The sequence below is a fragment of the Paenibacillus glycanilyticus genome, assembly GCF_051200795.1.
In the GTDB taxonomy this organism is placed as follows: domain Bacteria; phylum Bacillota; class Bacilli; order Paenibacillales; family Paenibacillaceae; genus Pristimantibacillus; species Pristimantibacillus glycanilyticus.
In genome coordinates this window covers 6,304,236-6,326,968 of record NZ_CP195155.1, presented here as the reverse complement: position 1 = coordinate 6,326,968, position 22,733 = coordinate 6,304,236, and the positions used below count along the sequence as shown (strand labels likewise).

Annotated in this window: 23 protein-coding genes and 2 riboswitches; of the genes, 19 read left to right on the top strand and 4 right to left on the bottom strand. The window is 54.2% G+C overall.

Annotation, left to right across the window (positions count from 1 at the left end):
* Positions 1–27 precede the first annotated feature (27 nt).
* The 3 genes from hisC (at position 28) to ACR9FF_RS28535 (ending at position 3,321) form a co-directional block, all read left to right on the top strand.
* Positions 28–1,092, top strand: a complete 1,065-nt coding sequence (hisC, locus tag ACR9FF_RS28545; RefSeq protein ID WP_317978719.1) for a histidinol-phosphate transaminase — start codon at positions 28–30, stop codon at positions 1,090–1,092.
* Positions 1,092–1,523, top strand: coding sequence for a hypothetical protein (locus ACR9FF_RS28540; RefSeq protein ID WP_435167273.1), 432 nt, complete (start codon positions 1,092–1,094; stop codon positions 1,521–1,523). The genes hisC and ACR9FF_RS28540 overlap by 1 nt, the downstream gene beginning before the upstream one ends.
* A 118-nt stretch (positions 1,524–1,641) precedes the next feature.
* Positions 1,642–3,321: a ribonuclease J gene (locus tag ACR9FF_RS28535; protein WP_127497957.1), complete on the top strand. Its 1,680-nt coding sequence runs from the start codon at positions 1,642–1,644 to the stop codon at positions 3,319–3,321.
* Between the two features lie 116 nt (positions 3,322–3,437).
* Here the strand turns inward: ACR9FF_RS28535 and ACR9FF_RS28530 are convergent, their stop codons facing one another.
* From ACR9FF_RS28530 to ACR9FF_RS28520, 3 genes are all read right to left on the bottom strand, one after another.
* The gene (locus ACR9FF_RS28530; RefSeq protein ID WP_435167270.1) at positions 3,438–3,752 is read right to left on the bottom strand and encodes a DMT family transporter; all 315 of its coding nucleotides are present in this window, start codon (positions 3,750–3,752) and stop codon (positions 3,438–3,440) included.
* Entirely contained in the window at positions 3,749–4,105 is a 357-nt protein-coding gene (locus ACR9FF_RS28525) for a DMT family transporter (RefSeq protein WP_435167267.1), read from the bottom strand. The genes ACR9FF_RS28530 and ACR9FF_RS28525 overlap by 4 nt, the downstream gene beginning before the upstream one ends.
* Positions 4,106–4,184: 79 nt before the next feature.
* A riboswitch (guanidine-I (ykkC/yxkD leader) is annotated at positions 4,185–4,287 on the bottom strand.
* Between the two features lie 162 nt (positions 4,288–4,449).
* The gene (locus tag ACR9FF_RS28520) at positions 4,450–4,659 is read right to left on the bottom strand and encodes a hypothetical protein (RefSeq protein ID WP_127497951.1); all 210 of its coding nucleotides are present in this window, start codon (positions 4,657–4,659) and stop codon (positions 4,450–4,452) included.
* A 247-nt stretch (positions 4,660–4,906) separates the two neighbouring features.
* On the opposite strand from ACR9FF_RS28520, the gene ACR9FF_RS28515 reads away from it, so the two are divergent.
* From ACR9FF_RS28515 to ACR9FF_RS28500, 4 genes are all read left to right on the top strand, one after another.
* The gene (locus tag ACR9FF_RS28515; protein WP_435172236.1) at positions 4,907–5,686 is read left to right on the top strand and encodes an aldo/keto reductase; all 780 of its coding nucleotides are present in this window, start codon (positions 4,907–4,909) and stop codon (positions 5,684–5,686) included.
* 132 nt (positions 5,687–5,818) lie between these two features.
* Positions 5,819–6,244: an RrF2 family transcriptional regulator gene (locus ACR9FF_RS28510; protein ID WP_015847399.1), complete on the top strand. Its 426-nt coding sequence runs from the start codon at positions 5,819–5,821 to the stop codon at positions 6,242–6,244.
* Positions 6,245–6,308: 64 nt separating this feature from the next.
* On the top strand, positions 6,309–6,620 hold the full coding sequence (trxA, locus tag ACR9FF_RS28505; RefSeq protein WP_015847398.1) for a thioredoxin: 312 nt from the start codon (positions 6,309–6,311) through the stop codon (positions 6,618–6,620).
* Positions 6,621–6,825: 205 nt separating this feature from the next.
* A complete protein-coding gene (locus ACR9FF_RS28500; RefSeq protein ID WP_435167262.1) occupies positions 6,826–9,186 on the top strand; it encodes an S-layer homology domain-containing protein in 2,361 nt (786 codons plus the stop codon).
* Positions 9,187–9,259: 73 nt separating this feature from the next.
* Here the strand turns inward: ACR9FF_RS28500 and ACR9FF_RS28495 are convergent, their stop codons facing one another.
* Complete coding sequence (locus tag ACR9FF_RS28495) at positions 9,260–9,403, bottom strand: hypothetical protein (protein ID WP_201002494.1); 144 nt, start codon at positions 9,401–9,403, stop codon at positions 9,260–9,262.
* Positions 9,404–9,493: 90 nt separating this feature from the next.
* Here ACR9FF_RS28495 and ACR9FF_RS28490 point away from each other — a divergent pair, with 90 nt between their 5' ends.
* The 12 genes from ACR9FF_RS28490 to rpiB all read left to right on the top strand — a co-directional run bounded on the left by ACR9FF_RS28490 (position 9,494) and on the right by rpiB (position 22,695).
* Positions 9,494–9,904, top strand: coding sequence for a hypothetical protein (locus tag ACR9FF_RS28490; RefSeq protein ID WP_435167259.1), 411 nt, complete (start codon positions 9,494–9,496; stop codon positions 9,902–9,904).
* Between the two features lie 93 nt (positions 9,905–9,997).
* Complete coding sequence (locus tag ACR9FF_RS28485) at positions 9,998–12,268, top strand: methyltransferase domain-containing protein (protein WP_435167256.1); 2,271 nt, start codon at positions 9,998–10,000, stop codon at positions 12,266–12,268.
* A gap of 133 nt (positions 12,269–12,401) precedes the next feature.
* Complete coding sequence (gene ychF, locus ACR9FF_RS28480; protein WP_127497942.1) at positions 12,402–13,502, top strand: redox-regulated ATPase YchF; 1,101 nt, start codon at positions 12,402–12,404, stop codon at positions 13,500–13,502.
* A 165-nt stretch (positions 13,503–13,667) separates the two neighbouring features.
* The gene (locus ACR9FF_RS28475; protein ID WP_435167252.1) at positions 13,668–15,287 is read left to right on the top strand and encodes a copper resistance CopC/CopD family protein; all 1,620 of its coding nucleotides are present in this window, start codon (positions 13,668–13,670) and stop codon (positions 15,285–15,287) included.
* Between the two features lie 118 nt (positions 15,288–15,405).
* Positions 15,406–16,056, top strand: coding sequence for a YcnI family copper-binding membrane protein (locus ACR9FF_RS28470; protein WP_435167249.1), 651 nt, complete (start codon positions 15,406–15,408; stop codon positions 16,054–16,056).
* 142 nt (positions 16,057–16,198) lie between these two features.
* Entirely contained in the window at positions 16,199–17,269 is a 1,071-nt protein-coding gene (prfA, locus tag ACR9FF_RS28465; protein WP_435167246.1) for a peptide chain release factor 1, read from the top strand.
* A 43-nt stretch (positions 17,270–17,312) separates the two neighbouring features.
* Positions 17,313–18,260: a peptide chain release factor N(5)-glutamine methyltransferase gene (gene prmC, locus ACR9FF_RS28460; protein ID WP_435167243.1), complete on the top strand. Its 948-nt coding sequence runs from the start codon at positions 17,313–17,315 to the stop codon at positions 18,258–18,260.
* Between the two features lie 496 nt (positions 18,261–18,756).
* Complete coding sequence (gene spoIIR, locus ACR9FF_RS28455) at positions 18,757–19,506, top strand: stage II sporulation protein R (protein WP_435167240.1); 750 nt, start codon at positions 18,757–18,759, stop codon at positions 19,504–19,506.
* 144 nt (positions 19,507–19,650) lie between these two features.
* Entirely contained in the window at positions 19,651–20,721 is a 1,071-nt protein-coding gene (locus tag ACR9FF_RS28450) for an L-threonylcarbamoyladenylate synthase (RefSeq protein ID WP_435167237.1), read from the top strand.
* 115 nt (positions 20,722–20,836) lie between these two features.
* The gene (locus tag ACR9FF_RS28445; protein ID WP_283094428.1) at positions 20,837–21,349 is read left to right on the top strand and encodes a manganese efflux pump MntP; all 513 of its coding nucleotides are present in this window, start codon (positions 20,837–20,839) and stop codon (positions 21,347–21,349) included.
* A 41-nt stretch (positions 21,350–21,390) separates the two neighbouring features.
* On the top strand, positions 21,391–21,969 hold the full coding sequence (locus tag ACR9FF_RS28440; RefSeq protein WP_127497927.1) for a low molecular weight protein arginine phosphatase: 579 nt from the start codon (positions 21,391–21,393) through the stop codon (positions 21,967–21,969).
* An 86-nt stretch (positions 21,970–22,055) separates the two neighbouring features.
* A riboswitch (ZMP/ZTP riboswitch) is annotated at positions 22,056–22,136 on the top strand.
* 100 nt (positions 22,137–22,236) lie between these two features.
* Positions 22,237–22,695 carry a ribose 5-phosphate isomerase B gene (gene rpiB / locus ACR9FF_RS28435; protein ID WP_127497925.1) on the top strand — a complete coding sequence of 153 codons (459 nt, stop codon included), beginning with the start codon at positions 22,237–22,239 and terminating at the stop codon, positions 22,693–22,695.
* The last annotated feature ends 38 nt before the right edge of the window (positions 22,696–22,733 follow it).

The window sequence follows — 22,733 nt, the reverse complement described above, 5'->3', positions numbered from 1 at the left end:
TGAAAAGACGACAGGGGAGAATGAACATTGAGCAAGTTTTGGAGTCCGCTTACGGCTTCTTTAGTCCCTTATGTTCCCGGGGAGCAGCCGAAGGACAAAAAATACATTAAGCTGAACACCAACGAAAACCCGTACCCGCCTTCGCCTCAAGTGCTGGAGGCCATCCGGTCGGTAACAAACGATGATTTGAGGCTTTATCCCGATCCAACCTGCGATGCGCTTGTCCGCAAAATCGCCGGATATTTCGATGTTGCTCCGAATCAAGTATTTGTAGGCAACGGTTCCGACGAAGTGCTCGCTTTTGCTTTCGCGGCTTTCTTTAATCCGGCCAAACCGGTCGCGTTCGCGGATATTACATACAGCTTCTATAAGGTGTATGCGGAGTTCTACCAGCTGAAGGCGGACATTATTCCGCTTGGTGAGCAGTTCAAGCTGCCGGTTGACGAATTCAGCGGCCGGGATACCGGAGGCATTGTTATTCCGAACCCGAATGCGCCAACGGCTATGCTGATCTCGCTTGACGATATCCGTACGTTGCTTGCGCAAAACCCCGATCAGGTTGTTCTGATTGACGAGGCGTATATCGATTTCGGCGGCGAGTCGGCGGCAAAGCTGGTGAACGAATATCCGAATTTGCTCGTCGTTCAGACGCTATCGAAGTCCCGCTCGCTTGCGGGTCTGCGGGTAGGCTGGGCGCTGGGCAGCGAAGAGCTGATCGACGGGCTGAACCGCGTTAAAAATTCGTTCAACTCCTATACGCTTGACCGCCTTGCGCTTGCGGGCGCGGTAGCGGCGTTTGAGGACGAGGCTTATTTCCTGGAGACCACGGCGAAGGTAATCGCGACGCGCGAAGCGGTGACGAAGGAATTGAAAGAGCTGGGCTTTATCGTAACCGACTCGGCGGCGAACTTTGTCTTCATCTCCCATCCGGAGCATGCGGCAGAGGTTCTGTTCCAGCAGCTGCGCGAACGCGGCGTGCTTGTCCGGTATTTCAAACAGCCCCGCATTGACCAATATTTGCGCGTAACGGTTGGCACGGACGAAGAGATGGCCGCATTTGCGGAGGCGCTCAAGGAGATCATTAAGCGATAATGAAGAAGCAGGTAAGACCCGGCTATCAACGGGCTGCATTTTTCGTTGTTCTCTTAAGCGTTATTTATGCGGTAATCGGGAATACTTTTTTTCAACTGGCCTATCGCTATAGTGCCGCTATAGATGAGGCGTACATCGTTTTTACAATAACATCGGCAGTATACGCGTTGCCCGTTATATTGTGTTTTCGCCGAAAGTATTGGTATTTTGCTTTGTTTATCCCTGTTATTTGGGTGCCGATGCTGATGATTACCGGTTATCTGATGGGTGCGGTTTTTCCGCTTCCGGAGGATGATTATGGCGCAGGCATGCTGCTATTGTTCATACACGGATTGAATTTGGCAGCGGTAATTCTCGGCGTGGCACTTGGATTAACCGTGAACGCGGCGATTGCGGCTTGGAGGAAGTTCAGCAGGGTACAAAAAGGCTAAATAAGCCTATTTCCATTTTGTTATTTTTTCGTGCTATAATGGTGGCAAGTGACTGGTTCGGATTTTTAAGTTTGAAGTATAACAATCGTCGTCAGTCTTATAAATAGGAGGATTATTTTTGAATAACCATAAAACTGAAAAGAAACTATCCATTTTTGCCTTGGGCGGCGTAGGCGAAATTGGCAAGAACATGTACGCGGTACAATACGCGAACGACATTATTGTAATTGATTGCGGTTCCAAATTCCCGGATGAGGAGCTTCTCGGCATCGACATTATCGTGCCGGACATCACGTACCTCATCGAGAACAAGGACAAGGTTAGAGCATTGCTCATCACGCACGGCCATGAGGATCACATCGGCGGCCTGCCGTATATTCTGAAGCAGCTTAGCATGCCCGTCTATGCAAGCCGTCTGACGATGGGATTGATCGAAGGAAAACTGAAGGAAGCCGGACTGCTCGGATCGACAGAGCGGCATTTGATTCATTCCGATTCCGAACTCAAGCTGGGTTCGATGAAGGCGTCGTTCTTCAAGACGAACCACAGTATTCCGGATTCCCTCGGCGTCGTGCTGGATACACCGGAAGGCGTCGTTGTCCATACGGGCGACTTCAAGTTCGACCAAACACCGGTAGGCGACTATCACGCGGATATTCACCGGATGGCCGAGATTGGGAAAAAAGGTGTCCTCGCTTTGCTGTCGGAGAGCACAAACGCCGAACGTCCAGGCTTTACGCCATCGGAACGGATCGTCGGCGCGAACTTTATTGATGCTTTCCGCAAGGCGGAACGCCGTGTGATCGTCTCTACCTTCGCCTCGAACGTGCACCGTCTGCAGCAGGTTGTGGATGCAGCGGCAGCATCGGGACGGAAGCTGGCAATTATCGGGCGCAGTATGGTCAACATGATTACGATTGCTTCGGAGCTGGGTTATCTCGATATCCCGGATGGCATGCTGATCGAGACGAACGAAGTGAACCGCTATGCGGATAATCAAGTCGTTATTCTTTGCACAGGCAGTCAAGGCGAGCCCATGTCCGCTCTTACGCGGATGGCCCGTTCGAATCACCGTCAGGTGGAGATTCTGGAAGGCGATACGGTTATTATCTCGGCAACGCCAATTCCGGGTAACGAACGCAGCATCGGACGTACGGTGGACGAGCTGTTCCGCCTCGGCGCGAATGTCATTTACGGCTCCGGCACGCAAACCGGCATGCACGTATCCGGCCACGGCAGCCAGGAAGAGCTGAAGCTGATGCTTCAATTGATGGCTCCCAAGTATTTCATTCCGATTCACGGAGAATACCGGATGCAGCTCCATCACAAGAAGCTGGCTGAAGCCGTTGGCGTCGAGCAAGGCAATACCTTCATCGTGGATAACGGTGAAATCGTGGAAATCGTAAACGGCGATGCACGCAAATCCGGCAAAGTGCCGGCTGGCAATACGTATATCGATGGACTTGGTATCGGAGACGTGGGCAATATCGTACTTCGTGACCGCAAGCACCTGTCCCAGGACGGCATTCTTGTTGTAGTAGTAACCATCAGCAAGCAGGACAAGACGATTAAATCGGGACCAGATATTATCTCCCGCGGCTTCGTCTATGTACGGGAGTCGGAGGGGCTGCTTGAGGAAGCAGGCAGAATTGTGACAAGAACGATTACGAAATCCATCAGCGATAACGTAAACCAATGGACAACACTTAAATCAAACGTAAAAGACGCGCTAGGACGATTCTTATATGAACAAACGAAAAGAAAGCCGATGATCCTTCCTATCATCATGGAAGTGTAATCGGCACCTAACCAGTCCACTTCTTTTTGTTTAGTGAGCCGATATATACACGCAAGGGGCTGTCCCGTTAGCTGATAAAGCTGCGGGACAGCCCCTTGCTTTCGTTCCAACAGCAATTAGGCCACCAGCTTGAGGCCAACTACGGCCCCGATAATGAGGGTGATAAAGAGGATCCGGAGCATGTTTTTCGGCTCTCCGTACAGAACCATGCCAAGAATTGCACCGCCTGTAGCGCCAATCCCCGTCCAGATGGCATAAGCGATACTCATCTCGAGCGTTTGCATCGCGTAGGACAAGCAGACAAAGCTCATGCCAAAGCCCATTAGCAGAAGTGCGATGTTTTTCACGCTTTTCTTCTCATTGACCTTATTCATCATAACGACGCCCAGCATTTCGAATAGACCCGCGCAGATCAAAGCTAACCAGTTCATTTGGAGGATGCTCCTTTCTTCTCGCCCGCACTTCCGTGCTCCGGCGTAATAAGCTTAAGACCGATAATGCCAATCAAAAGAAGGGCGATAAACAACAATTTAGCCGCATGCAGCGGATGCCCGAAAAAGACCGATTCCGATATAACCGTACCGGTCGTGCCAAGTCCTACAAATACGGCATATACCGTGCCGACGGGAAGCTCTCCGCTAGCTTTGATAAGCAGGACAAAGCTGAGCACAATCGCGATAAACGTCCCCGCCCAGCTCCAGACATGGTCCGCATGCTTGAGGCCGGTGACCCAGATGACTTCGAAAATTGCAGCAGCATAAACTTGCAACCATTGCTTTTTCATGAAAATTCTTCCCCCTTACACGTGATGTAATATTTAAAAAGACAAAAATAAAACCCGGGAGTACACTGCTGGCGCAGGCGACTCCCAGGTTTTTATCCTTCCGTGATCACAGCTATCGCTGTGAGTTTTCCCTCGGACCAGACCTAAGCCTCTCGCTTAGCGGAACCCTAGAAAACCACTAACCTGTATTATACACACTTCCCCCCGAAGATCAAGGCTCTGAAAAAAGGATAAAAAATGGCGGCACCCGGATAGAGGAGCCGCAGTCTCAAGGGGACTGGGGCTTGCTTCGGTACGGGTGCCGCCTACGAAAAACAGCGGATTGCGGCTGAATCAAAAGCTTATCAGGAATGCTCGGCATCGAATGAAGCCGCAAGCTCCTTGGCGCGTGCTTCATCGTTGCTGCGTACATGAAGCCGTTTTAAGGAGCCATCCAAGGTTACCTTTGATTTTAACCCGTTAGATTTGAAATACGCATGCAGTCTGTCGATTTCATCAGCCCGGGATCCGGCCTCAGTCCGGAAGGCAGTCCATCGGTTCCACCACAGCACCATCCCCAACACACCTCCTTCGCCTGCTGATTCGCCATTCCGTACATATGTATTCGCCTCTCCCACCATCATGACAGGTTTGTTGGGAACATCCCGCTAATTATTCGATAGCGGCTTAATTGTTCATAGGGGAAAATCAATGGTAAAATAGGGGAGCTGAGAAGCAGCATTTTTAGAATGAGGGAGGAGAAGAGTTGTGAGCAAATTTACATCCATTACGCAAACCACGGAATTGAACAACGGAATTCGGATGCCTTGGCTTGGCTTTGGCGTATTCAAAACAAAGGAAGGCGAAGAGGTCGAGCAAGCGGTTGCGGATGCCCTGGAGGCAGGCTACCGCAGCATCGATACGGCGGCGATCTACGGTAATGAAGAAGGCGTAGGCAACGCGATTGCCGCAAGCGGTCTGAAGCGCGAGGAGCTGTTCGTTACGACAAAGGTATGGAACAGCAACCAGGGCTTCGAGAGCACGCTGAAGGCTTTCGAGGAAAGCCGCCGCAAGCTGAAGCTGGACGTTATCGATTTGTATCTCGTTCACTGGCCGGTGGCCGGCAAATACAAGGATACTTATCGTGCTTTGGAGAAGCTGTACAAGGAAGGGCATGTGCGGGCAATTGGCGTCAGCAACTTCCTGATACCTCATCTGGACGATCTGCTTGGCAGCTGCGAAGTGGTGCCCGCGGTGAATCAGGTGGAATTCCAGCCCTACCTGACTCAGCCTGAACTGCAGAGCTATTGCAAAGAGCGCGGCATCCAGCTTGAGGCTTGGAGTCCGCTGCTTCAGGGTAATCTCGATGTGCCTCTGCTCCAGGAAATCGGACATGCTCACGGCAAATCGGCTGCGCAGGTTATTTTGCGCTGGGACTTGCAATGCGGAGTCGTCACCATTCCGAAGTCCGTTACGAAGAGCCGGATTATCGAAAACGCGGATATTTTCGACTTTGAACTTACTGCCGAAGAGGTGGAGAAGATCAATGGCCTTAATGTCGGCCGCCGCTTTGGTTCCGACCCCATGAATTTCAATTTTTAGCAGCATGCTTTGGGAATAAGGGGGGTGCCGCCGTCGCACCCTATGACTGTGGCGGAAATCGGGCGGCCTTGCTATTGACATTGTTAACTGTAATTGATATTATTACAGTACTAAACAGGGAGGCCGTTCACATTGAACAGCGAATTTACGATTGCCGTACACAGTCTCGTTTATTTAGCCTATCTGCCCGAGCGGATGGCAAGCAGTGAGATGATCGCCGACAACGTAGGCACGCACTCCGCGCGCGTCCGCAAAGTTATGAGCGGATTGCGCAAAAGCGGCTTTGTCGATACACGAGAAGGCGCAGGAGGCGGCTACAGGCTTACAATTGATCCAGATGTCGTTACGCTTGGCGATGTATATCGCGTCATGGCGCAAGGCTCGTTTATTCCGAGCTGGTGCTCGGGTGATCCGGGCATGGATTGCGTCGTTGGCTCGAATATGAACCAAGTGATGTTCGGGATCTTCTGTACAGCCGAGAAGCAGCTGGAAGGCTACTTCAGCGGCATCACGATTTCCGATGTACTGAAGCAAATTCACGCTTGTGGTTGCGATTAGGCTACAATAAAACGGTACGTGGCGGAATTCCCTTATCATATTATTTTGGAGAGGATGATTGACAATGGCAGTAGCATTGACAAAAGATAACTTTGCAACTAGCGTGGAAAACGGCGTTTCTCTGGTAGACTTCTGGGCACCTTGGTGCGGACCTTGCAAAATGCAGCTCCCTATCGTAGAAGAGCTTGCAACTGAACTGGAAGGCCAAGCTACAATCGCAAAAATCAACGTTGACGAAGAGCCGGAACTGGCTTCCCAATTCGGCGTAATGAGCATCCCTACACTGATCCTGTTCAAAGACGGTCAACCCGTTGACAAAATGGTCGGCGTACAAAGCAAAGACGCTCTGAAAGCAAAAATCTCCGGCCAACTGTAAGATTTGGCTGCAAAGCATGAAAGCCAGGGACCTGCGTATAACGCGGGTCCCTGGCTTTTTTAGTGCAGCAAAGCACCTCTGGAGGAAGGCGCGTGACGTGTGAAAAATGATAATATGAAAATATTGGGACACGACGCAACTTCTGGCGCGGCTGCCGCGTCTATTTAGCTGATTAACAAGAATGGAAAAGCATAGGAGGTTCGTTATGATGATGAATCATCGCAAGAAGCTGGCCGTGCTGGCAACCGCGGTTATGCTGACGAGCAGTCTTCCTGCCGCGGCCTTTGCCGAAAGCGCTGACAAACCGGCTGCTTCGGCCGTATCTGTATCAGGAGATGCTGCCGGATCGGACGGAAGCGCGGTTGCTCCCGTTAATGCAAAGGTGACGAAGGAAAAGGCGGAATCTCTCGCAAGGCAGATGGTAAGCGTCCCGAAGGAATACGTGCTGCAAGGGGCTTCGCTCTCGTCCGATACGTTGGCTGGCGGCAAACGCAGCGTATGGGGTCTTGATTTCGTGTACAAGGTAAACGGCAAAAACAAGGGCAGCATCTATGTACGGTTAAATGCGGATACCGGCCAGCTTCTTGATTACAGCACCTACCTCGATAATCCAAGCGCCAAGCCTACTTATCCGCTGAAGGTTGAGCGGGAGGCCGCGCAGAAGATTGCTTATTCCTTCTTGTCGGAGGTTGCGCCAACTTACAAGGATCAAGTGAAATTTAATCCGGAATACGGCGCGCAGCAGCTTCCTCCTCTGACGGGAGAGGTGCGCCACACGCTCAGGTTTGACCGGGTTGTCAATGATATTCCTTACGTGGATAACTATATCGAGCTTGATGTCGACAGTGAAGGGCATGTCTTGCGCTACACCCTGCAGTGGGATGATACGATTCAATTTCCGAAGGCGGATGCCAAGCTGACGGCCGATGAAGCGAAGAAAAAGCTTATCGAGCAGGCAAAGCCGGAGCTGCGTTACATTATCCCTAATAATCCGGAAGGGCCAAGCAAGCCGGTGCTGAGCTACGATATGGGAGCTTTTGCGATTGATGCGGTTACCGGCAAAGAAGTGCAAAGCGGATACATCGATCCCAACCAGGTATCGGGGACGCCGATAGCGGATAAACCGCTGGGCGAAGCTCCCGGAGCGGTGAATCTGACCGAGGAACAGGCGAAGCAAGCCGTGCTGTCAGCCTTCTCTATTCCTTCAAACGCGGTGTATGCCGGCGCCAGCTATTACGAGAACACGGATGATGGTGCCGGTGCGACGGTTGCGAGCTGGCGGCTCGAGTGGGAGCTGAAGAACGGAAAAGACACGGTCGGCTCCGCATCGGCATTAATCAATAGCCGGACGGGATTTATCAACAGCTTCTATTCCTATCAGAACAACCAGAATGCGAGCGCGAAGCCTGCCTTGTCTTATGACCAAGCCGAAGCCAAAGCCATTGAAACGGTGAAGAAGCAGCTTCCTTGGGCGGCGGATGAGCTGTACGTTGTGAAGCGCGATAAGTCGCAGTACGACCCGGAAAAAGTATCGTATATCGATACGTATTATTTCAGCTTCGTTCACAAGATTAACGGCGCAACGGCCGATTACGACAACGTGAACGTATCCATTGACTCGAATACGGGCGCGGTGCGCAGCTACGATGCCAGCATCCATCCGTATAAATACCCGGAGACAGCGCCTAAGGTTATTACGCCGGCGCAAGCCATTGAGAAGTGGATGACTTATTACCGGACGGAGCTGACTTATTATTTGACGCAAAATTACGTGTACCAGGGCCAGCCGATTCCCGTCGAGAAATATAAGACGCTGCTGGCTGCCGGGGTGATTCAGCCGTCGGATGTGGAATCCAACGCTAACGCTCAGCTCATCTACCGGTTAGTGCCGCGCCAGCTGGATGAGTCCATCTTTCTGGATGCGGAATCGGGCAGCTGGAGAAGCCGTGACACCGGAGAGGTTACCCAGCTGGAGAAACCGAAGGCTGCCGATATTGACGGTCATTGGGCGCAGCGCCAGTTAGAGCTGATGGTGGCTTACAAAGCGCTTGACGTGAAGGACGGCAAGGTCCGTCCGAATGAAATCGTAACCCGCGGCGAGCTGATCAAGATGCTTGTGCTGGCGATGAACAGCGGTCGTCCGCCGGTATTGTACGAAGGGTCGGCGGATTCAACGGCATCCGCTTCATTTGCTGATGTCGGCACGAAAAATCAATATTATGCATACGTGGAAAGCGCGCTCCAGCAAAATCTGATCGACATCGGCGACGGTTCGTTTAATCCGGACGGCAAGGTGGACCGCGAGGAGATGGCGGAGTTGATTGTGCGCGCGCTTGGGTACAACTCCCTCGCCAATTATGATGATTTGTTCAATATCAGCTTCAAGGACGCGGACAAAATGGAGAAGAAGGGCCAGGCGGCTATTGTTGTCGGACTGAAGATTATGACGCTATCGGGCGGCAACTTCCAGCCGGCTAAGCAGGTGTCGAGAGCCGAAGCCTCCGTAGCCTTCTTCCGCTTCCTGCAGACAAGGGCGGAGCTTCAGGAGGCGCCGCTGCGCAATTGAGGTCGGTTTAATAAAGAAGCCCCCGTTTGGTTCGCTGCCGTGGCAGCTTCCAGGCGGGGGCTTTATGTTGGGATTAGTCCGTTTTTTTGTTCTTGGAGGAGAAGTTGGTAACGGATTTCGCATCCTCAATCGTATCGTTTACAAATGCCATATCTTGGTTCTTTGCCTTCATGGCCGTTGTCCCTTTATAATTGCCTTTGTGGGTTTGATTTTCCATCGTGTAGTTTTCACCTCCTGCTCCCTGTTAGTATGGGCGGGGGGAGGGTTTGGCATGCAATCGTGTTCGACAACATAAGGGGTGCAGAAAATGGTTAAGAAGTCAGCGTTATTTAAGTATGTGGTGTTTGTCCTCTTTCTTTTGTTCACCATGCTTGTTGTTTACGCAAGCAACGAATTTCTAATTCGCAACGGCGATCCGGATGTGACGGCCAAGTTCCTGTTTGTTCTTTTCGGCATTACATTCGGCTTTGGAGCAAGCCTTCATCTGATCGGCAAAGGCGAGTTCGGCTTCCGTATAAAGGAAATGCAGTTCACGTTAATGCTGTCGATCGTAATCGTAGTCCTGAATTATGTGGCGGCCGTCAATTACGGCAAGCTGTACACCGGCGCCGAAGGCACATACGGGACGCTGAGCCGGATCATTCTCGATGACAAGAACGAAGCGATTTTTAACGTGCTGGCCGGTTATTTGTTCGGTTTATCTTTCTATAAAAAATAACGCCGCGGGGCAGTAGGCGAACAGCCTTTGCATCCGGGCTCCTTCTACATATGCTGTTGGCATGAACCTATGTGCCGGGCGGTGAAGCGATTGGTGCTGACGAGCATAATCCTGGTGACCAGAAACGGGCTTGATTATACAAAATCCTGCGTGGAAAGCATCAGGCGACATACGGCGGCGGGCAGCTACGAGCTGATCCTTGTCGATAACGGATCGGAGGACGGGACGGCCGACTGGGCGAGAGCCGAGCCGGATATCCTTCTGATCGCGAATCACGGTAACGCCGGATTCCCGAAAGGCTGCAATCAAGGGGCATCGGCCGCATCCGGCGAGCTGCTGCTCCTGCTGAATAACGATACTCTGGTGACGCCGGATTGGCTGGACGGTCTGAAGCGCAGCTTGCTTAGCGATCCTTCGATCGGTGCGGTGGGGCCGGTCACGAACTCGGCTTATTACTATACGCAGATTCCGAGCCATTATTCGACGATCGAGGAGCTCGACCGTTTCTCCGAATCGGTGAGACGGTCTGCGGGAAGCCATCCCATGGAGGAGCGGCTGAAGCTGATCGGCTTCTGCATGCTGCTTCGGCGGGAGGCCTACGAGAGGGCCGGCGGGATGGATGAGCGGTTTGGCATCGGCAATTACGAAGACGATGATTTGTCGCTGCGGTTAAAGCTTCTCGGGTATAAACTTATGCTTTGCCGCGATACCTTTATCCATCATTACGGCAGCGTCAGCTTCCGGGCGGATTCGGCCATGTATTTGCAGCTGTTCGCCCGCAACAATCAGCTTTTTCGCGAGAAATGGGGATTCGCTTCTTCGGAGGCGCTGATCATTCATTCCGATATGCTTGGGCTGCTGGACCGGGAAGTATCCGCTGCCGGCGGCGGGAGCGGAAGTCCAAGATTTCTGAATATCGGCTGCGGCTGCGGAGCGACGCTGCTCAGCTTGCGGCACCGGTTTCCCGGTGCTTTGCTGTATGGAGTCGAAAAAAACGGTCAAGCGGCCAAGGTGGCGGAAGCGGCCGGCATCCGGGTGTTCGGCTCGGAGGATCCGGAGCAATGGGGCCTGGAGACTGGCTCGTTAGACGGCATCCTTATCGGGGATGCCCACATCTGCGGGACGCCCGAGGCGATGCGGAAGCTGAAGGGGCTGCTGAAGCCTGCCGGCTGGCTGATCGGAACGTTCCTGAACCGTCATTACTATCCGTTTATGCTGCGTTATTTGCAGCCGGATAATGACGATGCCCAGCAGCAGTCCGCTTATCTGTATTCCATTGAGCAGGTGAGGAAGCTTTATGCGGATGCCGGGTTTGCTGCCGTTTCGACCCTGCTTATCGATGACGGGAAGGATGGGCGCCCCGGTTCGGATATCAGCGCCGAAGACTTCAGCCTGCTGAAGCGGATGGCAAACGGCAAGCACCCGGTGAAGGGGAGGCTGACCTCGGGCAGCATTATTACGCTTGGCATAAGCGACAAGCCGGAGTTGACGCAAGCCCCGGTAACCGAGCTTGAGTCTGAGGAGTTCACGGCCGTGGCGGCGGTTACGGAAGAGCTACCGTTGCCGCTGCCTCCGGTTGCGGAAGCAGTGCAGGTAGTGCCCGAACAGCCGCTCAAGGAACAAAACGATGTCGTGTTCAGCGGCGAACGGCTTGTGGTCAACCGGCAGGTGAAGGAGCGGTATGCCGATGTATACGAGGAGCATCTGTACCGTTACGAATTGGCGTGCCGTTACGTCAGGGGCCTGAAGGTGCTGGATGCCGCCTGCGGAGCGGGATACGGTTCAGCATTATTGAAGCATGCGGGGGCTTCGGAGGTTACGGGCATCGATATCGACGCCGTTTCCGCCCGGCTTGCGGAACGGGATTACGGCGGAGAAGGGATACGATTTGAAACGGGCGACGTACTGAAGCTTCCTTTTGCAGGCGAATCCTTTGACGCGGTTATTTCCTTCGAGACGATTGAGCACGTAAGCGAAGGAGCGGCGTGGATCCGGGAATCGGCCCGCGTGCTGAAGCCCGGTGGGTTATTTATCGTGTCCACGCCTAACCGCTCGGTAACGAACCCTCCGCTATATTACGAAGAGCAGCCTTTTAACGAATATCACCGCTTCGAATACCGGACCTCGGAGCTGGTGGGCGAGCTGCTGGCCTGTTACGACATTGAAGAGATGTTCGGGCAGAACCCGGTTGACGATTCAAGGCTGCTCTCCATGAATTGGATGCGGGAAAAGGTGGGTCTGCCGCTGGGAAGAGCCGAGGAGCGCCTGCTTAGGGCCGAAGGGCATGAACCGCTGCCGCTTGCGAGGTTCAAGAGCTGCGACCCGATGTACGTTATTGCGGTATGCCGGAAAAAGCGAACCTGACGAAAGCGGGATAAAGGCGGCAACGCCCCATTTTTGGAAGAACTGTCTACCTTGTACTAGGGCTTTTATTGTAAGCGGCCATCGGGTATAATGACGTGAGATTGTTACTTCGGAAAATGGGGTGTCTTATTTCATGGCTTTGAAAGCAGGTGTCGTGGGATTGCCGAACGTCGGCAAGTCCACTTTATTTAATGCAATAACGCAAGCAGGCGCGGAATCCGCAAACTATCCTTTCTGTACGATTGACCCGAACGTTGGCGTGGTAGAGGTGCCGGACTACCGTCTGGACAAACTGACAGAGCTCGTGCAGCCGAACAAGACGGTTCCGACTGCCTTCGAATTCGTTGATATTGCCGGTCTTGTGGCAGGCGCAAGCAAAGGCGAAGGCCTTGGCAACAAGTTCCTCGCCCATATCCGCGAGGTAGACGCGATCGTTCACGTTGTACGCTGCTTCGAGGATGAGAACATCACGCACGTAAACGGCAAAGTGGATCCGCTCGGCGATATCCAGACGATCAACCTTGAGCTGATTCTGGCGGACATCGAGTCCGTTGAGAAAAAAATCGAGCGTTCCCGCAAAAACCTGAAAGGCGGCGACAAAAAAATCGCCCTGGAAGTGGAAGTGCTGGAACGCGTCAAAGAAGCTCTCTACAACGACCAGCCCGCGCGCAGCGTAGAGCTGTCGGATGACGAGAAGCTGATTATCCGCGATCTTCACCTGCTCACCATGAAGCCGGTGCTGTATGCCGCAAACGTAGCCGAGTCGGAGGTTGCGGATACGGATAATAACAAGTTCGTGCAAGCGGTGCGCGAATTCGCGGCTGCCGAAGGCGCGCAAGTGGTGCCAATCAGCGCGAAGGTGGAAGAAGAAATCGCTGAGCTGGAAGGCGAAGACAAAGCGATGTTCCTCGAGGAGCTGGGCCTGCAGGAATCCGGCCTGAACCGTCTGATCAACGCGGCTTACAAGCTTCTTGGCCTGTATACGTACTTTACGGCTGGCGTGCAGGAGGTTCGTGCCTGGACAATCCGTAAAGGCATGAAGGCTCCGCAAGCGGCCGGCGTTATCCATACCGACTTCGAGCGCGGCTTTATTCGCGCAGAGGTTGTGTCGTTCGAGGACCTGGCTGCCGCCGGTACGATGAACGCGGCAAAAGAAAGAGGCCAGCTGCGCCTCGAAGGCAAAGAATACGTGGTGCAGGACGGCGACGTTATGCACTTCCGTTTCAACGTTTAATAGCAGCGGGACGAAAGCGGTATTGTTCTCATTTGGGAGAGCAATACCGCTTTGCTCTGTTCTTGCGGAAAACGCTTTTATCCAAGCGTAGCTCGAACGAGTCATGCGGAAAGCGGTTGGCAGTCGTACAATGGGAAGGAAGCTAAAGAATAGGAGTATGGTGTTATGACTTTACATACGTTACCGACGTTATCGAAACGAATGCTGGCAGCGGTTATGCTGCTTGTCGTATTGGCATTAACGCTTGCGCCGCAGGCTTTCGCGCATGCGACGCTGGAGAAGACCGTTCCTGCCGCAAACGTGAAGCTTGCCGAGTCGCCGCCTTTTGTGGAGCTAACGTTTAACGAGGCGGTTGAGCCGAGTGCCGGATCCTTGGAAGTCGTGGATTCGAAGTCAAACAAAATAAAGACGGAAGAGCCGGTTCTGGAGAACGGCGGAACAACCCTTAAGGCAGGTCTTCCCGTGCTTGGGGACGGTGTTTATTCGGTCTCTTACCATATCATTTCGGAGGACGGCCATCCGATCAGCGGCTCTTATGCTTTTGTTGTCGGCAATCCGCCCGACTGGAAGGACGGGGAGACGTTTGCTACGCAAGCAAGCAATTCAAAGGGGATGCAGCAAAACCTGCTGTATGCCGTGCGGGTGCTTTATTATGCCGCGCTGCTGCTGGCGACGGGCATCGCTTTATGGTCGGTCTTTATCCGGAGGCCAAGCGAATCGCTGCAATCAGCCTTTAAGCGTTTGTCTCTGATTGGCATGCGGGCGCTTTTGCTTACGGTACTGGTTCATATTTTCCTGCAGGTTAACGAATTGATGAAAGGCCAGCCGATTTCCTCCTGGGGGTCGTTGTTTACGAATACGACTACCGGACGGGCATGGCTCGAGCTCATTATCCTGGTGTTGCTTGGTTTTGCAGCCCAGCGGTTCAAAGAGAGGTTTGTCCGTCTGCTGTGGGTGGTACTGCTGCTTGGCGTTGAAAGCCTGATCGGCCATCCGGCGGCAAATGACCAGAAGGTGCTGACGATTGCTTTTGACTTTATCCACTTGATTGCTTCCGCGGTCTGGGCTGGCGGTCTGGCCGTGCTCCTGTACGTCTGGTACGCGGACCGGAAGGAGGCGGGGCGCTTTGGCGCAAGCTTCTCGCAGGGCGCTTTGATCTCCCTTGCCGTGCTTGTCATCAGCGGGGTAACAATGACGCTGCTGTTCCTGCCGAAGCTGTCGTATTTGTGGCTGACCACATGGGGCGGACTGCTTACCGTAAAGGTTGTTCTTGTCGTCGCGGTGCTTGTGACGGGTACGCTATTGCGTCTCCGGATGAAAAAGAGCGGCTTTCCGGCCGGAAGCCTGCTGAAGGCGGATGCCATTATGATGGCCTGTATCGTGGCGATTGCAGCCGTGTTTACTTATATGAGCCCGCTGCCTCCCAACGAGCCGTATAATTTCCACCAGATGGGCGAGGATATGCACGTAACATTTAACGTATCACCTAACGTACCGGGCGGAGACAATACGGTTTCCCTCCACGTCTGGCTGCCGGAGGCGTCGGGGGCGCCTAAGTCGGTTATTCTGCGCCTGCATTCGGACAGCAGGAAGGATGCTCCCATCGATATTCCGCTGGTGAAGGACGACAGCGAGCCTAACGATGCTTTCCCGGGCTACATCAGCGCATCCTATGAGGCGACGGGTCCATTCCTGCCTTACGCCTCCACATGGACGGCCGAGATCCGCGTGATGGACCAGGACGATAATGAGCTTGTGCGGGAAACCGCGTTCCGGAATTATTAGAACGGGAAGACACATAATAGTCATATCCGGGTAGCCCTTTCGAGTCATGTCAGGCAGTATGCGCGGTTATATACTCTTCTCAGAGAAGCGCACGACAGGCTTATGATCAGAAAGGGAGATGCGACAGGTGAAGAAACAGATGAAAAAATGGGTAATAGCGGCTACGATGGCCGTATGCATGATGATGTTCGCAGGCGTGGCAAGTGCCCATGTAACAGTTCAGCCGCCATCCGTTCCGGCGAATTCGTACCAGGTATTCGCGGTTCGCGTGCCTAGCGAGGAGAAGGGCGTTAACACCGTCAAGATACAGGTTAAGGTGGCGGACGGAGCGGTCATTTCCCGCGTTGAGCCCAAGCCGGGCTGGACCAGCGAGCTTGAAAAGGATGCTAACGGCGTTGTAACAACCATTACCTGGACGGCAGCGGAAGGCGGCGGTCTCAGCGAAACGGAATTCACCGAGTTCCGCATGAGCGGCAAAGTAAACGAGGACGCTACCCAGCTCGTATGGAAAGCTTACCAGACCTACAGCGACAAAAAGGTTGTCGAATGGGTTGGGGCAGACGGCTCGGATAAGCCGGCTTCCGTAACAACGGTAACGGCGGCTGTGGCGGAAGGCGACGGACACGGCCATGATACCGGCGCAGCGGCGGATGCAGGCGATTCGAAGGACTCGGGTTCCAACTCGGCGCTTCCGCTTACGTTATCGATTATCGCGGTTGTGCTTGGTTTGGCTGCGGTCGCGCTTTCGGCTAGAAAAAACAAGAAATAAACAGAATGAAGGGGCTCCGTTTTCCTTAGGGAAGACGCGGAGCTCCTTTCGTGCGACTTAGGCAAATACACCAGTCGAAAACGCGGGTCCTTTGTGCTATAATGAGTGATACCATTAAGGAAAATCATAGAGGTGAATCATTGTGTTGGACCGTTTACAAGCGCTCGCAGACCGTTACGAGAAGTTAAGTGAACTGTTGTGCGATCCGGATGTAGCCAGTGATCCGAAGCGCCTGCGGGAATATTCCAAGGAGCAATCGGATTTACAAGAGGCTTATGAAGCCTTCACAGAATATAAGCAAGTGTCGGAACAGCTTGACGATGCCAAGCTTATGCAAGGCGAGAAGCTTGACGACGAAATGCGCGAGATGGTCAAGATGGAGATTGAAGAGCTGTCCGAGCGCAAGACTGCATTGGACGAAAAAATTCGCATCGTCCTGCTGCCGAAGGACCCTAACGACGAGAAGAACGTTATCGTCGAGATCCGCGGTGCGGCAGGCGGGGACGAAGCTGCGCTGTTCGCTTCCGATCTGTACCGCATGTATACGAAATACGCGGATACTCAGGGCTGGCGCGTAGAGCTCATGGACCTTTCCGAGAATGATCTGGGCGGATTCAAAGAGGTTATCTTCATGATCAACGGAAAAGGCGCCTACAGCAAAATGAAATACGAGAGCGGCGCTCACCGCGTTCAGCGTATTCCGGTAACGGAATCGGGCGGCCGTATTCATACCTCTACTTCGACGGTATCGGTTATGCCGGAGGTTGAAGAGGTCGAGGTCGAAATTCTCGATAAAGATATCCGTATCGATACGTTCTGCTCCAGCGGTGCAGGCGGTCAGTCCGTTAATACGACGAAATCGGCGGTACGCGTGCTCCATGTGCCTACCGGCATTATGGCGACCTGCCAAGACGGCAAATCGCAGAACGAGAACAAAGCGAAGGCGCTGCAAGTATTGCGGGCCCGCATCTACGATATCCGCCGGCAGGAAGAGGAAGCGAAATACGCAGGCGAGCGTAAGCTGAAGGTTGGCACGGGCGACCGAAGCGAACGCATCCGCACGTATAACTTCCCGCAAAGCCGCGTAACGGACCATCGTATCGGTCTGACGCTGCACAAGCTTGATTCGGTTATGAACGGCGACATGGAAGAGATCGTATCGTCCTTGACCATTGCGGAGCAGGCGGAATTGCTGGAGAGAGAGCTTAACTAAAACCTTCGAGTCCAAAGACTCCCGAGGAAGGGAAGCTAGAGAGATGAACGATCATACAGACGAACGGGTGTTTTTTGCACCGTCGTTTACCATTAGGGAAGCCTGCATGCAGGCTTCTTCGTTTTTGGAGGGGCTTGGCGTTATGGAGCCGCGCTCCAATGTAGAGCGGCTGCTGCTGCACGTGCTGGGCATCGAGCGGTCAGCGATGCTTCGCGACTTCGGCGAGCCCTTTCCGGCGGAGCATGCCGCGGAATGGGCTCGGCTGATCCGCCGCAAGGCGGCGGGCGAGCCGGTGCAGTATATCATCGGCGAGGAATGGTTCTACGGCCGGCCGTTTACGGTTACGCCGGCTACGCTTATTCCGCGGCCGGAGACGGAGCTGCTCGTCGAGGCCGTGCTTGAGGCGGCCGACAAGCTGTGGCCGCCGGACGGGGCTGAAGCGCCGATGGTGGTTGACGTCGGCACCGGCACCGGCGCCATCGGCGTGACGCTTGCTTCGCAGCGTCCCGGATGGCGCGTATGCGCGTCCGATCTTTCGCCGGACGCGCTTGCGGTCGCCCGCGCGAACGCGGCCCGCCATGAGGCGGCGGGGCGCATGGCGTTCGTGCAGGGCGACCTGCTGGCGCCGTTTGCGAAGCGCGGCGCCGCAGGGGCGGCACCCGATGCGGAGGACATCCGCATCGATGTGCTTGTGTCCAATCCGCCGTATATTCCGGCGGATGATCTTGCGGGCCTCCAGCGCGAGGTGCGCGATTACGAGCCGCGCCTCGCGCTGGACGGCGGGGCGGACGGACTGGATCCGTACCGCCGCATGGTGGAGCAGCTGCCATCGCTTGCGCAGCTGCCGCGTATTGTCGCCTTCGAGCTTGGCATGGGCCAAGCCCAGGACGTTGCCGCGCTGCTGCGGAACGTCGGCGAATGGGACGACATCCGCATCATTACCGACTATGGCGGCATCGAGCGCCATGTCATCGCCGTCCGCACAAAATAGTAACTTTATTAAACACGCTGCTGGCGCATCATACGATGCCGGCAGCGTGTTTTTTGTTAACTCCGCTGCAACACGGAAAAACCGCGTTACAGCCCCTTACCCGCCCCACGCCCCGCGCCATTCCCGGCTGTAACACGGAAAAACCGCGTTACAGCCTCCTGCCCGCCCCAAGCCTCGCGCCATTCCCGGCTGCAACACGGAAAAACCGCGTTACAGTCCCCTGCTCGCACGCCCGCCCCACGCCCCGTGCCATGTGCCATTCCCGGCTGCAACACGGAAAAACCGTGTTACAGTCCCCTGCCCGCACCTCGCCCTGTGCCATTCCCCGCTCCCACTCCCTCCCCATCGCCAGCCTCGTGTGTTATGAAAACAACTCTATCATTTTCATTGTTTCTGCTAGGTTTATAGAGCCGGGAACGCGGACATAATGACGGATAGATACGTTCCGGAACGCAAGCTGATGCACCGACGGGTGCGATCGAGAGGAGCTTGTGTTATGATCAACCGCACTAATTCCCTTTTTTATTTCCGTAAATCATATGCTTTGTTGGTGATCGTTTTGTTTGTTCTTGTGATGAGCTGGGAGCAGCAGCGTACGGATGCGGCTGTGGTCGATACGATTATTCCGCAAGATTCCATCCGCCTGCGCATCTTGGCTAATTCGGACTCCCCTGCCGACCAGGCCGTAAAGCGTGTTGTCCGCGATGCAGTGGTGAAAGCCATGGATACTTGGGTAACGGGTCCGCAAACGATTGAAGAAGCGCGCCAAACGGTGCTTGATCATATGGACGAAATCAATGGTATCGTAGCTGACGTGCTGACAAGCCGCGGGTTCGATTACAGCTATCATGCAGAGCTGGGCCAGGTTCCGTTCCCGACAAAAATGTACAGCAACGAAGTGTATCCCGCAGGCAACTATGAAGCTCTCCTGATTACGCTTGGCGAAGGCAAAGGCCAAAACTGGTGGTGCGTGCTGTTCCCGCCGCTGTGCTTCATCGATGCGGCAACCGGCGAAGCCGCCGCAGCCGACCCGGATGCTGACGCCGCGAAAGCGGAGACGGTAAAAACGGCTTCCGCCGATCATAAAGATAAAGTCGAAAAAGCTTCTGACGGCAAAGAAGGCAAATCCGAAGCTTCCGTTCAAAAATCGCAAGACGAGAACAAGCAAGGCGAAGCGCCAAAAGCGAAGTTTTTCCTGCTGGAAATCATTGAGCAATTCATCAACTGGCTGAAAAGCCTGTTCTAATGCAAGCTGCCCGCGGCGGTTCTTTCAAGGCGCATAGTCGCCCGGCAAAGGGCCGCCGCTCCGCAATTCAGGTCGTATATGCTATAATGGGGGCAGTTAGACGACGAACGATTACTTTCGAATAGCAGGGATTGAAGGATAGAGATGACAACAACGAAGGTTTGGCGGGTTGCGGAGGCTGCTCCTGCCGATGCGATGGCCGGACAATTGGAGGAAGCGGCGGCGCTGCTGCGGGAAGGAGAGCTGGTTGCCTTTCCGACCGAAACGGTATACGGCCTAGGTGCGGATGCCCGGAACACAAAGGCGGTTGAAGGCATATTCAAGGCAAAAGGCCGACCGTCGGATAATCCTCTTATCGTGCATATCGCGGATGAAAATCAGCTGGCGGAGCTTGCGCTTCCTTATCCGGAGCTTGCGACCCGGCTAATGAAAGAGTTCTGGCCTGGCCCGCTTACGATCGTGCTGCCGGTACGCACAGGCGCGGTATCTCCGCTTGTTACGGCAGGGCTCGCGACCGTCGGCATCCGGATGCCGGATCATCCGGCCGCGCTGGCCCTCATTCGGCAATCCGGCTGTCCGGTAGCCGCTCCCAGCGCGAACCGCTCCGGCCGGCCCAGCCCAACGCTTGCAGCGCATGTGCTGGAGGATCTGGAAGGAAAAATCAGCGGCATCGTAGACGGAGGCGCGACGGGCGTCGGACTGGAATCAACCGTTATTGAGCTGCCGGATTCGAATACCATCCGTATTCTCCGTCCCGGAGGGATTACGGCCGAGCAGCTGCAGAGCGCTGTTCCGGAGGCGGTAATCGATGCTCCAGCGGCAGCGAATCCGGATGTGACGGAGGCGCCGCGCTCGCCGGGCATGAAATATACGCATTATGCGCCGAAAGGCGATCTTCGGATCGTGTTGGGCGAACCGGCGAATGCGGTCCGTTATATTCAGGAGCAACTCAATCATGCCAAAACAACGCCCGTGAAGACCGGTGTTCTCACTTTCGACGAAAGAGCAGCCGCGTATGATGCCGACCTGATCCTCAGTTACGGCAGCGAGCTGCATCCGGAGCAGGCGGCGCATAACCTGTATGCGGCACTCCGCCAATTCGACTCGGAAGGCGTGCAGCGCATATGGGCGGAAGGCTGCTCCGAGGAAGGGATCGGACTTGCTCTGATGAATCGTCTGGCGAAAGCGGCGGGGCATCAAATCGTCCGCGTATAGAGTAGTATGTTTGTCCCCTTGTCCGCATATCTTGGTTAAGAATGGATGTGGACATGGGGGCGATAGCGTGACTGATGCAACTTTGCATGCCGGACAATTCGCGACACTGATCATTATGGCGGTTGCGCTTGGCATGGATGCTTTTTCGTTAGGAATCGGAATCGGGCTGAAGGGGATTCGCCTGCGCGACGTGCTCCGGTTAAGCAGCATTATCGCGTTATTCCATGTGCTGATGCCTCTTGGCGGCATATATGCCGGACATTTTGTCAGCGGACTGCTTGGCCATGTTGCCACGATGGCTGCGGGCGTGCTGCTGCTTTTGCTTGGCGGGCACATGATTTACAGCTCGCTCAAAGGGGAATCGGTCCAGACGATGGACTACCGTTCCTCGATCGGAACGTTTTTGTTTGCGTTCAGCGTCAGTATCGACTCCTTCTCCGTTGGCGTGACACTCGGCATGTTCGAGGCCGATATTTTGCTGACGGTGTTATTGTTTGGGTTTTTCGGCGGGTTAATGTCCGTACTGGGACTGCTGCTTGGGCGCCGGGTCAGCGAAAATCTGGGCGGCTACGGGGAGGCGCTTGGCGGGACGATCTTGCTCATTTTCGGTCTTTTATTTATATTTTAATACATCAATGGAATCAGCCATACCAGAAAGGGGAATGCAGCATGACGCGCATCTTGTTTGTTTGTACCGGCAATACCTGCCGCTCGCCGATGGCGGAAGCCATGCTGAGGACGATGGCGGAGCAGAAGGGGATATCGCTGGAGGTTCGTTCCGCCGGAGTATCTACCATTGACGGACTGCCGATCTCGTCGCATGCGGCAACAACGCTGCGGGGCAAATCGGTCGAGCACCGCGGCTCGTCGCGCGCGTTAAGCGGAGAAGCCGTTGCATGGGCGGATCTCATTCTGACGATGACAGCCGGACACAAACGCGGCTTGCTCAACTATTTCCCTGAAGCCGTGGATAAAGCTTATACGCTCAAGGAATACGTTAACCAGGATACGGCCGTTCAGGCAGACATTGAAGAGCTCGAACGCCTGTATACGGAGATGCATATGAAGCAGGCGCTGGGCCAGCAGCTGTCGACTGCGGAACGTTCCCGTCTTCTGGAGCTGGAGCGCCGGATCCCAAGCTTCGATATTGCCGATCCGTTCGGCGGAACGCTTGGCATGTACGAAAGCTGCGCCAAGGAAATCGAAGAGAGCCTGAAGTCCCTCCTTCAAATGCTTCAAAAGGGATGATATTCCATGCCGGAATTAGGCCCGATTTATGCGTATATTTGATTGATTTTCACGGTTGAATAAGCTATCATGAAGGTAACAAAGACGGTTTCCGATGTAACTGGCGACGGAAGTGGGTAACCACGGTGGAGCATCGGAACATACGGCCGGTCGCCTGGGCAAAGAGCAGCATGCTAGTGATAGCATGTCATGCTCTTTTTTCGTCTTTTTGAGGATTTTAGGTATAATAAGTCCGTATGATTCGACAACTAGCAGGAGGGTTTTGCGTTGAAAATTGCAATTGGTGCAGATCATGCGGGTTACCGTCTGAAAGATGAAATTGTTCCGTTTCTTTTATCGCTTGGTCATGAAATTGAAGACTTGGGCTGCGACTGCAGCCAGTCGGTGGATTATCCCGATTATGCGCTGCCTGTGGCAGACAGAGTGGCCGGCGGTCAGGCTGACCGCGGCATTCTGATTTGCGGCACGGGTATCGGCATGTCAATCGCGGCGAACAAAGTTCCGGGTATCCGCTGCGCGCTGGTGCATGATATGTTTTCGGCACAAGCCACCCGCGAGCATAACGATACAAACGTGCTTGCGATGGGCGAGCGTATTATCGGCCCTGGTCTTGCGCAGGAAATTGTCCGCATCTGGTTGGAAACGCCGTTCTCTGGCGGCGATCGCCACGTTGGGCGTGTCCGGAAAGTGAAGGAAATCGAGCAGCAGTATACGGTTCATCCTTAGGTCCATGCTTTCGAAGCAAGAATTATCATTAACCGCTT